At 45.9% G+C, this 16,362-nt stretch carries 18 protein-coding genes; 14 read left to right on the top strand and 4 right to left on the bottom strand.

From position 1 onward, the window contains the following. Positions 1-423 precede the first annotated feature (423 nt). The 11 genes from pqqA (at position 424) to B3S93_RS02195 (ending at position 8,552) form a co-directional block, all read left to right on the top strand. Positions 424-495: a pyrroloquinoline quinone precursor peptide PqqA gene (gene pqqA / locus B3S93_RS02145; RefSeq protein WP_081443609.1), complete on the top strand. Its 72-nt coding sequence runs from the start codon at positions 424-426 to the stop codon at positions 493-495. A 139-nt stretch (positions 496-634) separates the two neighbouring features. Continuing rightward, positions 635-1,549: a pyrroloquinoline quinone biosynthesis protein PqqB gene (pqqB, locus tag B3S93_RS02150; protein ID WP_292400490.1), complete on the top strand. Its 915-nt coding sequence runs from the start codon at positions 635-637 to the stop codon at positions 1,547-1,549. A gap of 20 nt (positions 1,550-1,569) precedes the next feature. Further along, a complete protein-coding gene (pqqC, locus tag B3S93_RS02155) occupies positions 1,570-2,298 on the top strand; it encodes a pyrroloquinoline-quinone synthase PqqC (RefSeq protein WP_292353450.1) in 729 nt (242 codons plus the stop codon). Then, positions 2,295-2,579 (top strand): pyrroloquinoline quinone biosynthesis peptide chaperone PqqD, encoded by a 285-nt coding sequence (gene pqqD, locus B3S93_RS02160; RefSeq protein ID WP_292400487.1) that lies wholly within the window; start codon positions 2,295-2,297, stop codon positions 2,577-2,579. Before pqqC ends, pqqD begins: the two co-directional genes overlap by 4 nt. Further along, a complete protein-coding gene (pqqE, locus tag B3S93_RS02165) occupies positions 2,551-3,744 on the top strand; it encodes a pyrroloquinoline quinone biosynthesis protein PqqE (RefSeq protein ID WP_292400485.1) in 1,194 nt (397 codons plus the stop codon). The genes pqqD and pqqE overlap by 29 nt, the downstream gene beginning before the upstream one ends. Continuing rightward, positions 3,734-4,666, top strand: coding sequence for an ABC transporter ATP-binding protein (locus B3S93_RS02170; protein WP_292353453.1), 933 nt, complete (start codon positions 3,734-3,736; stop codon positions 4,664-4,666). The genes pqqE and B3S93_RS02170 overlap by 11 nt, the downstream gene beginning before the upstream one ends. Beyond that, positions 4,663-5,448, top strand: a complete 786-nt coding sequence (locus tag B3S93_RS02175) for an ABC transporter permease (protein WP_292400482.1) — start codon at positions 4,663-4,665, stop codon at positions 5,446-5,448. Before B3S93_RS02170 ends, B3S93_RS02175 begins: the two co-directional genes overlap by 4 nt. 203 nt (positions 5,449-5,651) lie before the next feature. Next, on the top strand, positions 5,652-6,311 hold the full coding sequence (locus B3S93_RS02180) for a protein-L-isoaspartate O-methyltransferase family protein (RefSeq protein WP_292353455.1): 660 nt from the start codon (positions 5,652-5,654) through the stop codon (positions 6,309-6,311). A gap of 15 nt (positions 6,312-6,326) precedes the next feature. After that, entirely contained in the window at positions 6,327-6,653 is a 327-nt protein-coding gene (locus B3S93_RS02185; protein WP_292353456.1) for a rhodanese-like domain-containing protein, read from the top strand. Between the two features lie 9 nt (positions 6,654-6,662). Then, a complete protein-coding gene (locus B3S93_RS02190) occupies positions 6,663-7,979 on the top strand; it encodes a TolC family outer membrane protein (protein WP_292400480.1) in 1,317 nt (438 codons plus the stop codon). A gap of 21 nt (positions 7,980-8,000) precedes the next feature. Continuing rightward, on the top strand, positions 8,001-8,552 hold the full coding sequence (locus B3S93_RS02195) for a hydrolase (RefSeq protein WP_292400477.1): 552 nt from the start codon (positions 8,001-8,003) through the stop codon (positions 8,550-8,552). Here B3S93_RS02195 and B3S93_RS02200 read toward each other — a convergent pair. From B3S93_RS02200 to hemL, 4 genes are all read right to left on the bottom strand, one after another. Further along, a complete protein-coding gene (locus B3S93_RS02200; RefSeq protein WP_292400474.1) occupies positions 8,549-8,749 on the bottom strand; it encodes a DUF1289 domain-containing protein in 201 nt (66 codons plus the stop codon). The genes B3S93_RS02195 and B3S93_RS02200 overlap by 4 nt on opposite strands. Positions 8,750-8,880: 131 nt before the next feature. After that, positions 8,881-10,392, bottom strand: a complete 1,512-nt coding sequence (locus B3S93_RS02205; protein WP_292400469.1) for a B12-binding domain-containing radical SAM protein — start codon at positions 10,390-10,392, stop codon at positions 8,881-8,883. Between the two features lie 28 nt (positions 10,393-10,420). Beyond that, positions 10,421-11,872, bottom strand: a complete 1,452-nt coding sequence (gene sbcB / locus B3S93_RS02210) for an exodeoxyribonuclease I (protein ID WP_292400466.1) — start codon at positions 11,870-11,872, stop codon at positions 10,421-10,423. Beyond that, positions 11,873-13,159 carry a glutamate-1-semialdehyde 2,1-aminomutase gene (hemL, locus tag B3S93_RS02215; RefSeq protein WP_292400462.1) on the bottom strand — a complete coding sequence of 429 codons (1,287 nt, stop codon included), beginning with the start codon at positions 13,157-13,159 and terminating at the stop codon, positions 11,873-11,875. A gap of 129 nt (positions 13,160-13,288) precedes the next feature. Here hemL and B3S93_RS02220 point away from each other — a divergent pair, with 129 nt between their 5' ends. The 3 genes from B3S93_RS02220 to B3S93_RS02230 all read left to right on the top strand — a co-directional run bounded on the left by B3S93_RS02220 (position 13,289) and on the right by B3S93_RS02230 (position 16,359). Continuing rightward, positions 13,289-14,626 (top strand): ATP-binding protein, encoded by a 1,338-nt coding sequence (locus B3S93_RS02220; RefSeq protein WP_292353462.1) that lies wholly within the window; start codon positions 13,289-13,291, stop codon positions 14,624-14,626. Beyond that, the gene (locus B3S93_RS02225) at positions 14,623-15,258 is read left to right on the top strand and encodes a response regulator (protein ID WP_292353463.1); all 636 of its coding nucleotides are present in this window, start codon (positions 14,623-14,625) and stop codon (positions 15,256-15,258) included. The genes B3S93_RS02220 and B3S93_RS02225 overlap by 4 nt, the downstream gene beginning before the upstream one ends. A gap of 333 nt (positions 15,259-15,591) precedes the next feature. Beyond that, on the top strand, positions 15,592-16,359 hold the full coding sequence (locus B3S93_RS02230; protein ID WP_292400459.1) for a DUF3450 domain-containing protein: 768 nt from the start codon (positions 15,592-15,594) through the stop codon (positions 16,357-16,359). Positions 16,360-16,362 lie beyond the last annotated feature (3 nt).

Genomic DNA, 16,362 nt, shown 5'->3' on the forward strand with positions numbered 1-16,362 from the left:
TGGTTGGGCTGGTATCGGTATGGCTATCCCAAGTTTGGAAAATGACTCAGACGGTCTTGGTGCAGTTGGTGCTTACAAAGCACTGTCTAGCTGGACTAACCTGGGTGGTGTTCTGAGCGTATTTAGCCTGTAATACAGCTAGCAAAAGTCTATAGTTAATAAATAGACAGTTAAGTAAAATTAAGAACCCGGCATCGTTGATGTCGGGTTTTTTTTTGCCTGAAACAAAGTTATCTTACTTTAAAAATCTAAAGTCACTTCCATCAAACAAAATCAGGCTATTTTTCCTGGCACCCATTCAGGAAAATCCTGAACCCCAAGGCGTCAATTGCTGACGCTACTTATTCCACATCACCGTAACATTCACCTACCGTGTGAATAGTTCAGACGGTTTTACTTACAATTAATAGAGAGGAAATTATTATGTGGACTAAACCAGAATATTCAGACATGCGTTTCGGTTTTGAAGTAACCATGTATATCTGCAACCGTTAAGATTTAACGACCAGATATGTGTCCGGGGTTTATCCCCCGGGCATCTTCAACCGACCAGCAAATCAGACTGCTTTACGTTACGATGACTATCTTTAATAAATCAGTGTGATTTGCTGAATAGTCGACAGGAAAGAGAAATATGCACATACATGTCATGGGATCAGGAGCCGGCGGAGGCTTTCCACAATGGAATTGCAACTGCAATAACTGTAAAGGTGTGCGTGAAGGAACAGTAAAAGCAAGCAGACGTACACAATCCTCAATTGCCATCAGCTCAGATGGTGTGGATTGGATTTTGTTTAATGCCTCACCGGATATCAAAAAACAGATGGATGATTTTCCGGCACTGCAGCCGGCAAGAGAAGTTCGTGATACCGCTATCAAAGCCATATTGATTACTGATGCTCAGATTGACCATGTAACTGGTCTGTTGACATTACGTGAACATAATAAACCATGGGATATCTACTGCACTGAAGCAGTACATGATGATCTGACTACAGGGTTTCCGGTATTTAATATTCTTGGTCATTTTCGTGGCATAAACTGGCATGAAATAAAAACTGATTTAGAATCATTTACCATCCCGGCAGCACCAGGCCTGATATTTACTGCAGTGCCTTTAAAGAGTGAAGCGCCCCCTTACTCACCGCATCGCCATAACACCGTGCCAGGAGACAATGTAGGCATTCGGGTTGAAGATACCCGTACTGGTAAAAATGTATTTTATGCGCCGGGTCTTGGGGTAGTTGAAGATCACGTACTTGAATTTATGCGTAATGCTGATGTAGTTCTGGTGGATGGCACGGTATGGACCGATGACGAGATGTCAAAAGAAGGCATCAGTGATAAACGGGCTCAGGAAATGGGCCATATTAATCAGTCTGAAGATGGCGGCACCATCAGTTTTTTAAATTCGATGGAACGTCCCCGCAAGATTTTGATTCATATTAATAATACTAATCCGATCCTTAATGAAGAATCGGCAGAACGTCAGGTGCTGAACAACGCAGGAATTGAGTTGGCATATGATGGTATGGATATTGAGCTATAACAATCGGGAAAGGGCAAACGATGGCTGACAACACACCTTGGTCAAAAGAAGAATTCGAACAAAAGCTGCGTGATAAAGAGCAGTTCTATCACATCAATCATCCGTTCCATAAATTGATGCATACGGGTAAGTTGAATCAGAAACAGGTTCAGGGGTGGGTAGCAAACCGCTTTTATTACCAAACCGCGATTCCTATTAAGGATGCGGCGATTATGGCCAACTGTGAAGATGCCGAGGTACGTAAACACTGGGTACAACGCATTCTGGATCACGATGGTTTTGAAGGCCAGGAAGGTGGTATTGAAGCTTGGTTGCAACTTGGAGAAGCCGTAGGCCTGACGCGTCAGGAACTGACTTCCTATGAACATGTTTTACCGGGTGTGCGTTTCGCAATTGATGCCTATGTCAATTTTGCTCGCCGTGCACCTTGGCAGGAAGCTGCCGGCTCTTCTTTAACCGAATTGTTTGCACCAAAAATTCATCAGGCACGTTTGGACAATTGGCCGGAAATGTATCCGTGGATAGATGAGCGCGGTTACCGTTATTTCCGTAAACGGTTAAGTGAAGCGCGTCGTGATGTAGAACACGGCTTGCAAATCACGCTGGATTATTGTGATACACGCGAGAAACAACAGCGTGCGCTGGATCTGTTGCAGTTCAAGCTGGATATCTTGTGGACCATGTTGGATGCAATGTGGATGGCGTATATTGAAGATCGCCCACCTTATTGTATGGATGTTGAAAAATGACAAATCGCGTATTTAACGCAGACAGTGTGCTGGTACTGGCACTAGGTTACCGCTTTCAATGGGAGCCCATGCAGGATTGTTATGTTTTATTGTATCCCGAAGGTATGGTCAAACTGAATCCTGCGGCCGGTGAAATATTGAAACGTATCAGTGAGAAAAAACAAACCGTCAGCGAATTAATTGCTGAACTTAAAGTCGCCTTTGATGGCGCAGATTTAGACGATGACGTCTATCAGTTTTTGGAGGAAGCACATGGCAACGACTGGATCAGAGCAGAATAAAGCGCCCGGCAGCACCGGTGGTGCTCTGGGGATGAATGTACGTGATGCTATCCGACAGCCTTTATGGCTATTGGCAGAGCTGACCTATGCTTGCCCTTTGCAGTGCCCGTATTGTTCAAACCCGATGGATTTCGCCAAAATCAAAAGCGAATTGACCACCGAAGAATGGATTGATGTATTCAAACAAGCTCGGGCAATGGGGGCAACACAGCTGGGATTATCCGGAGGTGAACCTTTGGTTCGTCCCGATATCATCGAATTGATTCGTGCAGCACGGGATTTAGGTTTTTACACCAACCTGATTACCTCCGGTATCGGGCTGGATGCCAGCAAAGCAATAGCCTTTAAAGAGGCGGGACTGGATCATATCCAGGTCAGTTTCCAAGCGAGCTCAGAAGATTTGAATAACCTGATTGCGGGTACTGATGCCTTTCAACATAAAATTGAAATGGCCAAAGCGGTTAAAGCGGCGGGTTATCCGATGGTTCTGTGTTTTGTTACCCATCGGCAGAATATAGATAAAATCGACGAAATCCTGGATCTGGCAATCAATCTGGATGCAGATTATGTCGAGCTGGCCACCACTCAATATTACGGCTGGGCGATGCATAACCGTGATCAATTATTGCCTTTGAAAGAGCAGCTGGTTCGTGCTGAGCGCATTGCGCATGAGTATCAGGAACAGCAAAAAGGCAACATGAAGATCTATTATGTTGTGCCAGACTATTATGAAGACCGTCCGAAAGCCTGTATGAATGGCTGGGGCAATGTATTCTTGACGGTCACTCCAGATGGTACTGCATTACCTTGCCATGCGGCACGTGAGCTACCTGGGATGACATTGCCAAATGTCCGCGATACTAGCGTGAAGGAAATTTGGGAAGATTCAAATGACTTTAATCGCTTCCGTGGTTTTGACTGGATGAAAGAGCCTTGCCGCAGCTGTGATGAGAAAGTAAAAGACTTTGGTGGCTGTCGTTGTCAGGCGTATATGCTGACAGGCGATCCCGCAATGGCTGATCCGGTTTGCAGTAAGTCACCTGATCGTCATGTGGTTGATGAAGCAATTGAACGTGGTCGCAGGGAGTCTGAAAAATCAACTGAAGTTGCCAAGCCATTGGTTTTCCGTAACCCGAAAAACTCGAAACAAATCAGTGGGTTCTGAGTTTGCGATAAAAACCAGCGGCCTGACCAAACAATATGGTCAGGCCGTTGTCGTTAATGGACTGGATCTGCAGGTCAAAGCGGGTCAATGTTATGGCTTGTTAGGCCCGAATGGCGCTGGCAAAAGTACTACCATCCATATGCTCACCACTATGACTTCTCCATCAGCTGGTGAAGCCTGGATTGCCAATCAGTCCATCTCGGCTGATCCGGTGGCAATTCGGGGGTTGGTCGGTTTAGTGTTTCAGGATTCTGCTTTGGATCGCACCATGACGGTGGATGAAAATCTGCAATTTGCTGCAGCGTTGTATGGCATGACTAAAAAACAGGCCAACGAACGTATCGAAGAATTACTTGCCGTCTTTAATTTAGGTTCACGTCGTAATGCCAAATTGCTGGCGCTTTCCGGTGGACAGCGTCGAGCCGTGGATATTGCCCGCGGTGTATTGCATCAGCCGCAAGTATTATTCCTTGATGAACCAACCATTGGTCTGGATCTGCCGAATCGACGTTCTATTTGGCGATTTGTCGAACAGTTGCGCAGAGATCATGGCATGACAGTCTTTTTAACTACCCATTACCTTGAAGAAGCCGTAGCCTGTGATCATGTTGATTTCATTCAGCGTGGCGTATTACAAAAAGGGGGGAAACCAGTTGATTTGATGCGTCAGTTGGCGGCTTATGTACTGGAAATTGAAACTGTCGATATTGAGCCGGTGGTTACTAAACTAACACCACAGTTTGGCAAACCCATTATTGAGGATGAACAGTTAAGCTTTCTCATAAAGGATGCCGAGACAGATCTTCATTCTTTACAACAATCCCTTGGAGACAGCATTACGGCGATGCGTTGGCGTAAACCCAATCTCAATGATGTGTATCTGTGGAAAGTCTGTCCCCCCGAACAGGAGCAGTCAGCATGAGTTGGTTACCAGTTAAAGCTGTTGTAGGTCGAGAGCTGACAAAATTATTTCGTCAAAAAGCCCGCTTATTCAGCTCAATGGTACGTCCGATGATCTGGTTACTGGTGATTGGTTCGGGTGTTGGCAGCATGCTTAGTGGTGCGCAGCAGGAGGGCTATCTACAGTTTCTGGTGCCTGGCGTATTGGCCATGACGTTATTATTTGCGGCATTGCTATCGGCCTTAACTTTGGTCTATGACAAAGAATTTGGTGTGATGCGAATGATGATGATCGCACCGGTTGCACATTACTGGATCGTATTATCCAAACTGATTGCTGCGACAATTACTGCCATGGTGCAGGCTTTATTACTGTTAATTATTCTATTACTGATCGGCTTGATTGATTTACAGATTGCCCTATTATTAATTCCACCTGCTTTACTAACAGCAGTGGCCTGTGCGTCGATGGGCGGTTTGATTGCAGTATTTTCCAAAACATTGGATAACTTTGCGGTCATCATGAATTTCTTTATCTTCCCGGTGTTTTTCCTGAGCGGGGCGTTGTATCCAGTGAGTCAGCTGCCTGATTTCCTGCGCTATGTGGTGCTGATTAATCCGTTCAGTTATGGCGTAGATCTTTTAAAACATGCCGTTCCCGGAGCCCAGTCTGATTTTTCGATTTGGACAGATATGACGGTTCTTGCTGCATTTTCTGCGGCTGCGATTGCCATTGCCTGCTGGCGCTTTTCACGAGAATCAGTTCATGAACCGTTATTTCATCGGGCGACCAAGCGCAGTTAAAGTTAATACTCCAGCACTTCTTTTGCTTATAAACTTCGTTATCCATGAACAATCAAATTCTGCTTCGTATACCTTGCATACAGCAGTGGTCAGATAGCAATTAGCAGCGGGCATCTTCAATGCAGATGCGGTTGCACCGCTTTTGGAAAGGTCATATCCTAGCCGATTGATAAAAACAAGCGGCAACCACTTAGGAATTATCCATGACATTCACCATGAATTCAGCGCATTCCAATATGGTCTGGCAGCAAGTGCGGCCCAATGAAGTTTCCAATCCTGAAGTTTTGAAGGCATTACAGCAAATTGATCGGGCACAGTTTGTCTCGGATGATTACAAAGCGTTGGCGTATTCAGACACACGATTACCAATTGGCTGTGGTCAGTTTATGTGGACACCGCTGGAAGAGGGACGAATATTACAATTTCTGCAATTAAAACCATCTGATTCGGTGCTGGAAGTCGGTACCGGCAGTGGATTTTTTACAGCATTGATTGCACAACTGTCATTAAACGTCATTAGTATTGAATATTTTGCAGAATTGTCCACTTTGGCGGGTTCACGATTAAAAGCTGCAGGCTTACAAAATGTAAACTTGCAGTGTGGTGATGCCAGTCATGGCTGGAAATTGGCAGATCGCATTGATGTTATTGTCCTGACAGCCAGCTGTCAGCAGGTACCGGAAGATTACCTCCATGCACTCAAAGTCGGTGGCCATTTAGTCGCTATCACCGGGCAGGCACCTGCAATGCATGTGCAACGCATTACTCGCACAGGCGAGTGGCAATGGCAAACAGAGAATTTATTTGAAACGGTGGTCGCACCATTGGTGCATGCTGAAACAAAACCAGAATTTAACTTTTAACCCAGAGAGCTTGTTATGAAACAAATGTCAGCAACTCAATTAAATGAGTTTTTGCAGGAAAACGCACAGGAAGCGATTCTGATTGATGTGCGTGAAGCACACGAACTTGCCAATGGCATGCTGGAAAATGCGAAACATATGCCAATGAACAGTATTCCGGTACATGTTGAAGAACTTGAATCTGAAAAAGACAGTCCGATAGTGTTGATTTGTCGTTCAGGCCAACGCAGCGCACAAGTCGGTCAATATTTAGAACAATTGGGTTTTACCGACGTCATAAATCTCGAAGGTGGCATGAATGCCTGGGCAGCGCAGATCGACAAAAATATGAGAGTTTATTAAGGATAGATAATGAAAACGCTGTTTATTGCAGTTTTTTTCGCAGCAGTATTTTCCAGGCCGGCATGGGCGGTTCAGGATCTGGTCGATATATATAATTTATCTGTCCAGAGCGATCCGATATTAATGGCACAGGCAGCGTCGCTTCTTGCCACGAGTGAATTAGAAGATCAAGCTGATGCAGCCTTTTTGCCCCAAGTGGATATGGTCGCTAATAACAGTAAAGTATGGACAGACAGCTCTTCCCAACGTTTTGGTGGCTCCAGCGAATATAACGATCATGGTTATACACTGAGTCTGGTGCAGCCGATTTATCGACGTAACAACTTTGTACAATCACGGCAGGCAACTATTGCGATTGAAGGCGCTACAGCGGATTATCAATTTGTCGAGCAGGATTTGATTGTTCGTGTGGCTGAGCGCTACTTCGCTGTTTTGGGTGCCGAAGATGATTTAAGCTTTGCATTGGCAGAACTTGAAGCCATTGAAAAACAACTTGAGCAAGCTGAGCAGCGATTTGAAGTTGGCTTGGCTACTATTATTGATGTCACCGAAGCCCGTGCGGCTTATGATCTGGCAACTGCCGCCGTTATTGAAGCTGAAAACTTATTGGCAAATGCTCGCGAGGCTTTACGGGAAACCGCCGGTCAATATCCCAGTGAACTGGCTGAATTAAAGGAAGAAACACCTCTGGTCAAGCCTGAGCCAGAAAATATTGATGAGTGGAGTGAGCAGGCAATCGTCATGAATCCGGTATTACTCTCTGCCAATAGTAATGTTGGACTGGCCAAGGAAAATATAGAATTTGAACGTAGTGGTCATTACCCAACGCTGGATTTGGTCGCGCAGAAGGGCTACACCTCTCAAAGTGACAGCAATTTGAGTGGTAGCAATAAAACGCATCAGAAAATTCTGGGGTTGCAGATCAATATTCCTATCTATGCAGGTGGTGTTGTTAATTCAAGGACTCGCGAAGCCAGTTTCAGGTTGGATGAAGCCATGCAAAATGAAGAAGAACAGCGGCGAGCAATTATACGTCAGACCCGTGCCGCCTATAACAGCGTCATGTCAGGCGTTAGCCGGGTCAATGCGCTGCAGCAGGCGGTATATTCCAATAAAAAGGCACTGGAGTCCACTGAAGCGGGTTTTGATGTCGGCACAAGGACAACCGTAGATGTTTTGAATGCGCGTCGAGAATTATTCAGCGCATTACGTGATTACTCCCGCTCCCGCTATGAATATGTCGTCAATACGTTAAGACTCAAACAAGCTGCTGGTATTGTCAGCGTGAATGATATCGAGCAAATTAACCAATGGCTGGTACCCTGAACCTGAGGAGTGGTTATTGCCATGATGGCAAATTCTGAAAACAGTGTTTTAGTGATAATTGATGTTCAACTGAAATTAGCTCAGGCCATGCCTGATGGAGTACGTGAGCGCCTTAATAAACAGATTAGAATTTTACTTTCTGCCGCCAAGGTGCTGAATATTCCTGTTATTGTGACGGAACAATACCCCAAAGGACTTGGACCTACAGAGTCAGATTTACAGAATAATTTGCCCGTAGGCACCAAAACGATTGAGAAAACCTGTTTTTCCTGCCTGCAATCTGAGGATTTCCGCTTTCAACTGGCTGCAACGAACCGTCAGCAGGTTATTCTGGTGGGAATGGAAACGCATATATGTGTATTGCAAACTGCTTTAGCGTTACAGGCTGAAAACTTCAATGTTCATGTAGCTGAAGATGGGGTCTGCTCCCGTTCAAAATCCAATCAATACAATGCTATTCAACGCATGCGCCATGCCGGCGTGGTCATTAGTAATGTGGAATCGCTGCTGTTTGAATGGCTTGGCGATGCCAGCCATGCAGAATTTAAAACACTTGCCAAATTGATTGTCTAACGATTGCGCTGTGCGTTAGCTCTACGCTGCCGCCTTTCTTTGCAGTTCATTACCGTTACCTGCCTGTCCGGTTCACTCATATTTTCCCAGCGTAATATCTCATCCATCGTCCGAAAACAGCCCCGACAGATATCCTGTGTATCAAGACCACATTTGCCAATGCAGGGGCTGGGAGTGAATGATTTATCTGATTCCATATTAGTGTCTGATCGTAGGTTGGCGCTGAGCGTGTGAAGCCCAACATTCAAGGGCAGGGCAGGGCAGGTTGGGGTGAGGTGCGAAACCCAACATCTTAATTTAACTCATAACCAAATTTGATTGTGAAAACTCAAGCATGAAACCGCTGGCGTTTATTGGCCATACCGACTTTGGCAGGTTTGTTTAACGTTGGCAGCGCTTCATAATCCGGCTGGCCTTTAAGACCGGCACGGGCATAATCCAGCCGCAGATGATCTTTCACCAATTCAACCGGTTGATGCATATCTTCTGTCAGCACAACATAAATCAGTTCAAAAAGACGTTTCAAGGCAATTTTGGCAGTTTGACCAGTACGCTGATAAATCTGATCTGACAGGGTCATGAAATGCCAGAACGGTTGATCATCAAGCAGCAACGGCAGGGTATTGATGAACCGCCCTGAGTTCCCGATCAAATCCCAGTAACGGGCAAAACGATTGACCCTTTGCATGGTGATAAAGTCGATTTCACGGCTGCTGAGCAGGTTATACGGCGGCAGAGGATTAAAGCGTAAATCACTGGGTTCATTATGCCGGTTCAATGGCGCGCCACGCAGACGTTTGAGAATGCCGACCTGAATTTCATGAGGATTCAATGCGATTAATTGCTCAAAGCTGTCAGCAAAATTTTCCAGAGTATCGCCGGGCAAACCGAAGATCAGATCGGTGTGTAAATGCGCACCGCTATGTTCACGCAACCAGCGAATATTGTCTTTGCTCTTATCGTTGTTCTGCTTGCGGCTGATTCGTTCCTGGATTTCGCTGTCAAAAGTTTGAATGCCAATCTCAAATTGCAGACTGTTGGGCGGAAATTTCTGCAAGACCGATTTCAATTTATCTGGCAGATTATCCGGCACAACTTCAAAATGCAGATATAAATCATCGCTCATGCGTTCCAGGAAAAACTCCAGAATGGCAATGCTGGTGGTGATTTTCAGATTAAAGGTACGGTCTATAAATTTAAAATTTCGCACACCACGCTGCCACAGCTGATCTATTTCAGCGAGAAACTCATCGAGTGGAAAGGCCGTCGCGGTTTTATCCAAAGCCGATAAACAAAACTCACATTTAAATGGACAGCCACGGGAAGCTTCAACGTAGATCAACCGGTTACGAATATCCTCATCGTTGTAAAAACGATAAGGCAGAATCAACTGTTCCAGTGGTGTTGCTCGGCCATCAATATATTTAGTTGCAGGATTATCATTGGTCAGTAATTTTTCGCAAAGCTCACGAAAATCCTGTTCACCGGGTCCGGCAATCACATAATCAGCCAGCTCACAAACTTTTGGCAAATCAGGTGAATGACTGACTTCCGGGCCACCGAGAATAATGCGAATTTCAGGCTTAATCGATTTTAATAAGGCAACAACGGCTTCAATTTCACTGACATTCCATATATACACACTGAAACCGATAACCTCAGGCTGATAACTAAGCAATTTTTCAGCAATGCTCAGCGGTTGTTCCTGAATAGTGAATTCGATCAGTTCGGCGGCGGATTGATGCTCACCCAGATTGGCATATAAATAACGCAAACCAAATGCCGAGTGCATATAACGGGCATTCAGGGTGGTGAGCAGGATTTTGGCAGTAGTTGACATGCGCACATTGTAAATCAAACGCGGCTGTTCAATTAGAACTGTTCATTCCTAATGCGATTTGTTGCTCAGTGACATAACGTTGCAAGTCGTCCAAAGTTTGCTGTTGGGCTGCGGTGAGCTCTTGCTGCCGACACTCCGCTAAAGCAGCATTAAATTTTTCAAATGTAAGTCCAGGCGATGCAGTTGCGGTTAATTTGGTCCGACAGAATTGCTGCCATTGTTCTGCTTCACTTTCATTTAATGATTCGGGCCAGTTACGCGCTCGGTAGCGAAACAGCATTTCCGGTAATCGCGAATCGTTAAAAGGTATCGATAACGTGCCCAATTGATCAGGAGCCGCTTCGCGGATCAGGGTCATTTTGTTTTTATCGCTGTCATCAAAGAAACCGCCGCCATATAAGCTGGCATCAACATCGTCTATCTCATCAAATGATTTCTGACTGAAAACTTTCTGCAATTTTTGCTGTAATGATTCACCAGCCTCACGTAGAAGTTGCAGATGTTTATGACTTAATTCCCGATCAATCTGCAGCCGCTCGGCAGCAGCATCATCCAGCGTAGCTGCAGGAACAATGACCGGACATTTATTGATATGCACGGTTTTGATTGCCGGACGCGAAACACCCTGGGGGAGATCTTTGGTTGGGGTAAATAACCATTGCCGAATGGTATCGGCATCCTGCTCCAGTAAAGCCGAAGGATCATGGCGCAGATCATAAACAATCACCCCATTATTGTTGTTTGGTTCTTTGGCTAGTGGCACTACCAGTGCCGTATTGCAGTATTCTGAAGGGTACATGCGTGAAGTATGTAATACCGGATCAGCCTGATGCAGGTTCAGTAATGGAGCGAGCTGCTGTTTTCGGCGTAACTGATAAATATAGTCATAAAGTTTTGGCTGACGATCTTTAATCAGTTTTGCCAATGCGATGGTGGCATACACATCCACTAATGCATCATGCGCACCCTGATGTTCAATACCGTTTGCAGCAGTTAAGGCTTCCAGACGAAAACTGGGCTGGCCGTCTTCACGATTAGGCCACTCGATTCCTTCCGGACGAAGAGCCCGGGTGAGACGCACCATATCAATAATGTCCCAGCGTGAATTACCGTTTTGCCATTCGCGGGCATAGGCATCGTAAAAATTACGAAACAGGGCGAAGCGGGTAAATTCATCATCAAATCGCAAACTGTTATAGCCCACACCGCAGGTACCTGGCTGTGACAGTTCATCATGAATTTGTTTAATGAATTCGGCCTCAGTCAGGCCTTCCTGTTGTGCTTTCTGTGGCGTGATGCCCGTTATTAAACTCGCCATTGGATGCGGTAATACATCGGCTGCCGGTTTGCAGTAAATCATCAATGGTTCACCGATGATATTCAGATCTTCATCGGTGCGCACGCCGGCGAACTGTAGTGGCCGATCAAATCGTGGATCGGTGCCAGTCGTCTCATAATCGTGCCAGTACAGCGTATTCATTTATAAGCTCGCCAAAACCAGCTCTGCTGCTGCCAGAGTGGCTTCAATTTCATCATCACCATGTGCAGCAGAGACAAAGCCTGCTTCAAATGCTGAAGGTGCAAGATAGACCCCACGATCCAGCATGCCGTGATAAAACTTTTTAAAACGTTCCTGATCACATTGGGTGACCTGCTCAAAAAACTCAATGTTGGCTTCTTCGGTAAAGAAAAAGCCAAACATGCCACCAACATAATTGATACTCATCGGAATACCGGCCGCATCGGCTTTTTGTTTCAAGCCATTAGCTAATTTAGCTGTCTGTTGACTGAGGTGATCATGAAAGCCGGGTTGTTGTACCAGCTTCAAAGTTGCAAGGCCAGCTGCCATTGCTACTGGATTCCCTGATAATGTACCTGCTTGATATACCGGACCAAGCGGTGCAATAGAATGCATCACATCTTTACGTCCACCAAAAGCTCCAACCGGTAAACCACCACCGACTACTTTACCCAGCGTAGTGAGATCAGGTTTGATTCCATAATGTTGCTGCGCACCGCCCAAAGCGACCCGGAAACCGGTCATGACTTCATCAAAAATCAGCAGACTGCCGTATTGATCACAGACTTCGCGCAAGCCTTCGAGAAAACCCGGAATCGGTGGAATACAGTTCATATTTCCGGCAACCGGCTCGACAATAATGCAGGCAACCTGATCACCGATTTCAGCAAAACATTGGTTGACTGATTCCATATCGTTGTAGCGTAAGGTAATGGTGTGCTCGGCAATCGCTTTAGGCACTCCAGCAGAAGAAGGTTCTCCTAGGGTTAATGCACCACTGCCAGCTTTGACTAATAACGAGTCTGCGTGACCGTGGTAACAGCCTTCAAACTTAACGATTTTGTCACGACCGGTATGGCCGCGAGCCAGACGAATGGCACTCATGGTCGCTTCAGTACCGGAGCTGACCATACGCACCATTTCCATTGAAGGCACTAATTCACAGAGTAAATCTGCCATTTCAGTTTCAATTGCTGTGGGCGCGCCATATCCCAGACCGTTTGCACACATTAGCTGAACGGCCTCAATAACTTGCGGATGCGCATGACCGGCAATCATTGGTCCCCATGAGCCGATATAATCAATATAATTTTTACCTTCAACATCGGTAAGCCAGGCGCCTTTTGCGCTGCTGAAAAATACCGGATCACCGCCGACACCTTTGAATGCACGGACGGGTGAATTGACGCCACCCGGGATATGTTTTTGAGCCTGAAGGAAAAGTTGTTGATTGCTTTGCGCTTGCATTTACAGAGTCCTGATTTGATGATGTGCGATAATTGTAGGTCAATTTGATTTCTCATAGTCGCAACAAACAATGTCGGCTATGAAAGTTCAATAGGCCTTAGCCTATCACAGCGAGATAACTGACCCGACATGAGCCTGAAACTGCGTTTATTGATCATTGTAACCTTGATCCTGGTATTCAACTTTGTCGCCGCTGGCTATTTTATGATTCAGAATGCCCGTCAGGCAGTAGCGGCCGAAATGGCATCCAGTACTCAGTTGGCACGTGGATTATTGATCAATGCCTTGCCGACCTTACGTTTTTCCAACGACTTGAGCGAGCGGGTAACCCTGATTGTTGACAGTGTGCGTCATACAAGACACATCCGCGCCTGGTTTGAAGACATGAACGGCCAACCGTTAATCGGCCATGAAGAGGGAGTACCGTTTACCAACCGGCCGGATGCGCCGGACTGGTTTATCCGTTTGATGGAACCTGAAGCGGTGGCGTTCCGACGACTTATTACCCGCGGCAGTCAATCGTATGGTTATCTGGTGGTTGAGGCCGATCCAAGTGATGAAGTCACTGAAGTATGGCGGGATATGGAAACCCTGCTATTGCTGGGACTGTTTTTTCTGACGGTAATATCCACTCTTATTTATATGGCGTTATTACACGGTTTAAGGCCATTGCAGCAATTAGCCGATGCATTGGGCAGGCTTGAGAAAGGTGATTTTCATGCGCGCGTTGATACAGGAGGCGCCAAGGAGTTAAAGCCGATTCAGATTCGTTTCAATCATATGGCTGATGTGTTGGATACCACAATGGCTGAAAACCATGCATTGGCGGGCAATATGCTGACCTTGCAGGAATCTGAACGGCGTGATCTGGCGCGTGAACTGCACGATGAGTTGGCCCCATGTCTGTTTGGTATTCGAGTGGATCTTGCAGAAATTGAACGCATTGCCATTGAAAACAAATTGCCGGACGTCGAAGAAAAAGTCAGCTCGGTCAAATTAATTACCAGCCATATTCAGTCTTTGGTTCGTAAAATGCTCAGCCGCTTGCGGCCCATGACGCTTGATGATCTGGGGCTGGCAGAAGCCTTACGTGATATGTTGCACAACTGGCGGGATCGTCAGCCTGAAATTGATTGGGAATGGGATTTTATTGGAGATTTCACGGGACTCCCAGACACTCTGCAAGTGACGGTTTATCGAGTGGTGCAGGAATGTACCACCAACTGTGTCCGCCATGCTGAAGCCAGCCATGTGCGGGTTGAAGTGAAGCGTGAGAAACAACATATAAAAGTAACGGTTACCGATGATGGTAAGGGTTTGGATACTTCTGCAGTCAAAGGTTTTGGTTTAATCGGAATGCGTGAAAGGGTCTCGGCATTAGGTGGTAAGATTGCGTTTGATACTGCCGAAGGCCAGGGTTTGCAGGTACGGGTAATGATCCCTTTGAAGAGTGAAAATAAAAAATGAAACAGAACATCACAATCCTAGTGGTAGACGATCATCCGATTGTCAGAGCGGGCTGTCGGCAATTGATTCAGCAAATTCCATCGGCCAAAGTTGTAGAAGCTGAAACTGGAGAAGAAGGCTACCGACTGTTTCAGGAGTTGTATCCCGATATGGTATTACTGGATATCACACTTCCTGGTGTCGGTGGCTTGGAAGTATTACGCCGCATCCGGGCGAATCGCGACACGGCCAAGGTGTTAATGTTCAGCATGCATGAAGATCCGGTTTTTGCTTCCCGTGCCATGCAGGCTGGAGCACGCGGTTACATCACCAAGAACAATGCCGCTGATCATCTGGTCGAAGCGGTCAGTAAAGTGCTGGAAGGTAAAATTTATCTGAGCCCTGATATGGCGCAGCAGCTGGCGATGTTGAATATTGATGCCGGTACCAGTGCCTTAAGTGATCTTTCCCGTCGTGAACTGGAGATATTACGTTTACTGGGTGAAGGTAAAAGTATGAATGAAATTTCCGACGTGTTAGGTATTAGTTATAAAACTGTCGCAAATAACCTGACACAGATTAAAGGTAAGCTGGATATCAACAAAACAGCTGAGTTAATGCGCTTTGCAATAAGCCATGGTTTATCGTCGTAAAGCCCTGTTTTTGCTTGTATGTTTTTGAAAAGGAACATATTCCCGTTTTAATAGGAGAAGTCGCTCATGGCGAATGGTCTTGCGTTCAGTACTATTTGCAACAAGTCCATAGGAATGTTCAGCTTCTATAGTCTTATATTTCTCTCTCCTTCTATGAAGGTTTTAGCCAGACCCTTGGGTCTGGCTTTTTTTTTGCCTGTCATTTGCACTTTTTTCCAACTTATTCGTCTAAATGATAAGAGATCGCATTTAGGCTTCCCACTGTGCGTATTCTCTTGATAAGATGTCGCTTTCATTTCCACCGCCGACATCCGGTAACACAAGGAAAATTTTATGCAATTTAATTTCAGCCGACTATGCTGCCTGCTGGGCATCTGGTTGGTGCCTTCATTCACCTATGCTGGCGCATTGGATCAAGCTGTTGACCAACAGGTTCAGACTGATATTGCCGCCCAGCGTACTCAGCAGCAAATTGATAGTCTTGATGATGAAACCCGTGAACTGCTGGCGGAATATCGCAGTGTGCTCAATCAGAAAGAAAGTCTGGCGGCTTATAACAGCCAACTTGAACAGCTGGTTTCTTCTCAACAGGACGAACTGGTATTAATCGAAGAGCAGTTAGCGAATATTGATACCACCCAACGTGATATCACGCCGTTGATGATTAAAATGGTCGAAGTGCTTGAACAATTCGTGGAATTGGATACGCCATTTTTACCTGAAGAACGTAACAGCCGCGTAGCACAGTTGAAAGAGATGATGGATCGCGCGGATGTGAATCTGTCAGAAAAATACCGCCGCATTCTGGAAGCCTATCAGGTGGAGACAGAATATGGTCGTACCCTTGAAGCCTATCAAGGTGAACTGGATACCGAAGATCGAAATCGTACCGTGGATTTTCTCAGAGTTGGCCGTGTCGGCTTGTATTACCTGACATTGGATCAAATGGAAGCCGGTATGTGGGATCAGGAAACTCAAAGCTGGCAGCAGCTTCCACGTGATTCTGTTCAATCTGTTATTCAGGGTCTGAAAGTGGCACGTAAACAATTGCCACCTGATTTATTAACCCTGCCGGTCAAAACGCCAGAGGCAAACCAATGAGAA

Source organism: Methylophaga sp. UBA3613, from assembly GCF_002375415.1.
GTDB lineage: Bacteria > Pseudomonadota > Gammaproteobacteria > Nitrosococcales > Methylophagaceae > Methylophaga.

What these genes read in the sequence shown, in the direction of transcription:
- pqqB (WP_292400490.1), top strand. Translation starts at nt 635, where the DNA reads ATGCACATACATGTCATGGGATCAGGAGCCGGCGGAGGCTTTCCACAA.
- pqqC (WP_292353450.1), top strand. Translation starts at nt 1,570, where the DNA reads ATGGCTGACAACACACCTTGGTCAAAAGAAGAATTCGAACAAAAGCTG.
- pqqD (WP_292400487.1), top strand. Translation starts at nt 2,295, where the DNA reads ATGACAAATCGCGTATTTAACGCAGACAGTGTGCTGGTACTGGCACTA.
- pqqE (WP_292400485.1), top strand. Translation starts at nt 2,551, where the DNA reads ATGGCAACGACTGGATCAGAGCAGAATAAAGCGCCCGGCAGCACCGGT.
- B3S93_RS02175 (WP_292400482.1), top strand. Translation starts at nt 4,663, where the DNA reads ATGAGTTGGTTACCAGTTAAAGCTGTTGTAGGTCGAGAGCTGACAAAA.
- B3S93_RS02180 (WP_292353455.1), top strand. Translation starts at nt 5,652, where the DNA reads ATGACATTCACCATGAATTCAGCGCATTCCAATATGGTCTGGCAGCAA.
- B3S93_RS02185 (WP_292353456.1), top strand. Translation starts at nt 6,327, where the DNA reads ATGAAACAAATGTCAGCAACTCAATTAAATGAGTTTTTGCAGGAAAAC.
- B3S93_RS02190 (WP_292400480.1), top strand. Translation starts at nt 6,663, where the DNA reads ATGAAAACGCTGTTTATTGCAGTTTTTTTCGCAGCAGTATTTTCCAGG.
- B3S93_RS02195 (WP_292400477.1), top strand. Translation starts at nt 8,001, where the DNA reads ATGATGGCAAATTCTGAAAACAGTGTTTTAGTGATAATTGATGTTCAA.
- B3S93_RS02200 (WP_292400474.1), bottom strand. Translation starts at nt 8,749, where the DNA reads ATGGAATCAGATAAATCATTCACTCCCAGCCCCTGCATTGGCAAATGT.
- B3S93_RS02205 (WP_292400469.1), bottom strand. Translation starts at nt 10,392, where the DNA reads ATGTCAACTACTGCCAAAATCCTGCTCACCACCCTGAATGCCCGTTAT.
- sbcB (WP_292400466.1), bottom strand. Translation starts at nt 11,872, where the DNA reads ATGAATACGCTGTACTGGCACGATTATGAGACGACTGGCACCGATCCA.
- hemL (WP_292400462.1), bottom strand. Translation starts at nt 13,159, where the DNA reads ATGCAAGCGCAAAGCAATCAACAACTTTTCCTTCAGGCTCAAAAACAT.
- B3S93_RS02220 (WP_292353462.1), top strand. Translation starts at nt 13,289, where the DNA reads ATGAGCCTGAAACTGCGTTTATTGATCATTGTAACCTTGATCCTGGTA.
- B3S93_RS02225 (WP_292353463.1), top strand. Translation starts at nt 14,623, where the DNA reads ATGAAACAGAACATCACAATCCTAGTGGTAGACGATCATCCGATTGTC.
- B3S93_RS02230 (WP_292400459.1), top strand. Translation starts at nt 15,592, where the DNA reads ATGCAATTTAATTTCAGCCGACTATGCTGCCTGCTGGGCATCTGGTTG.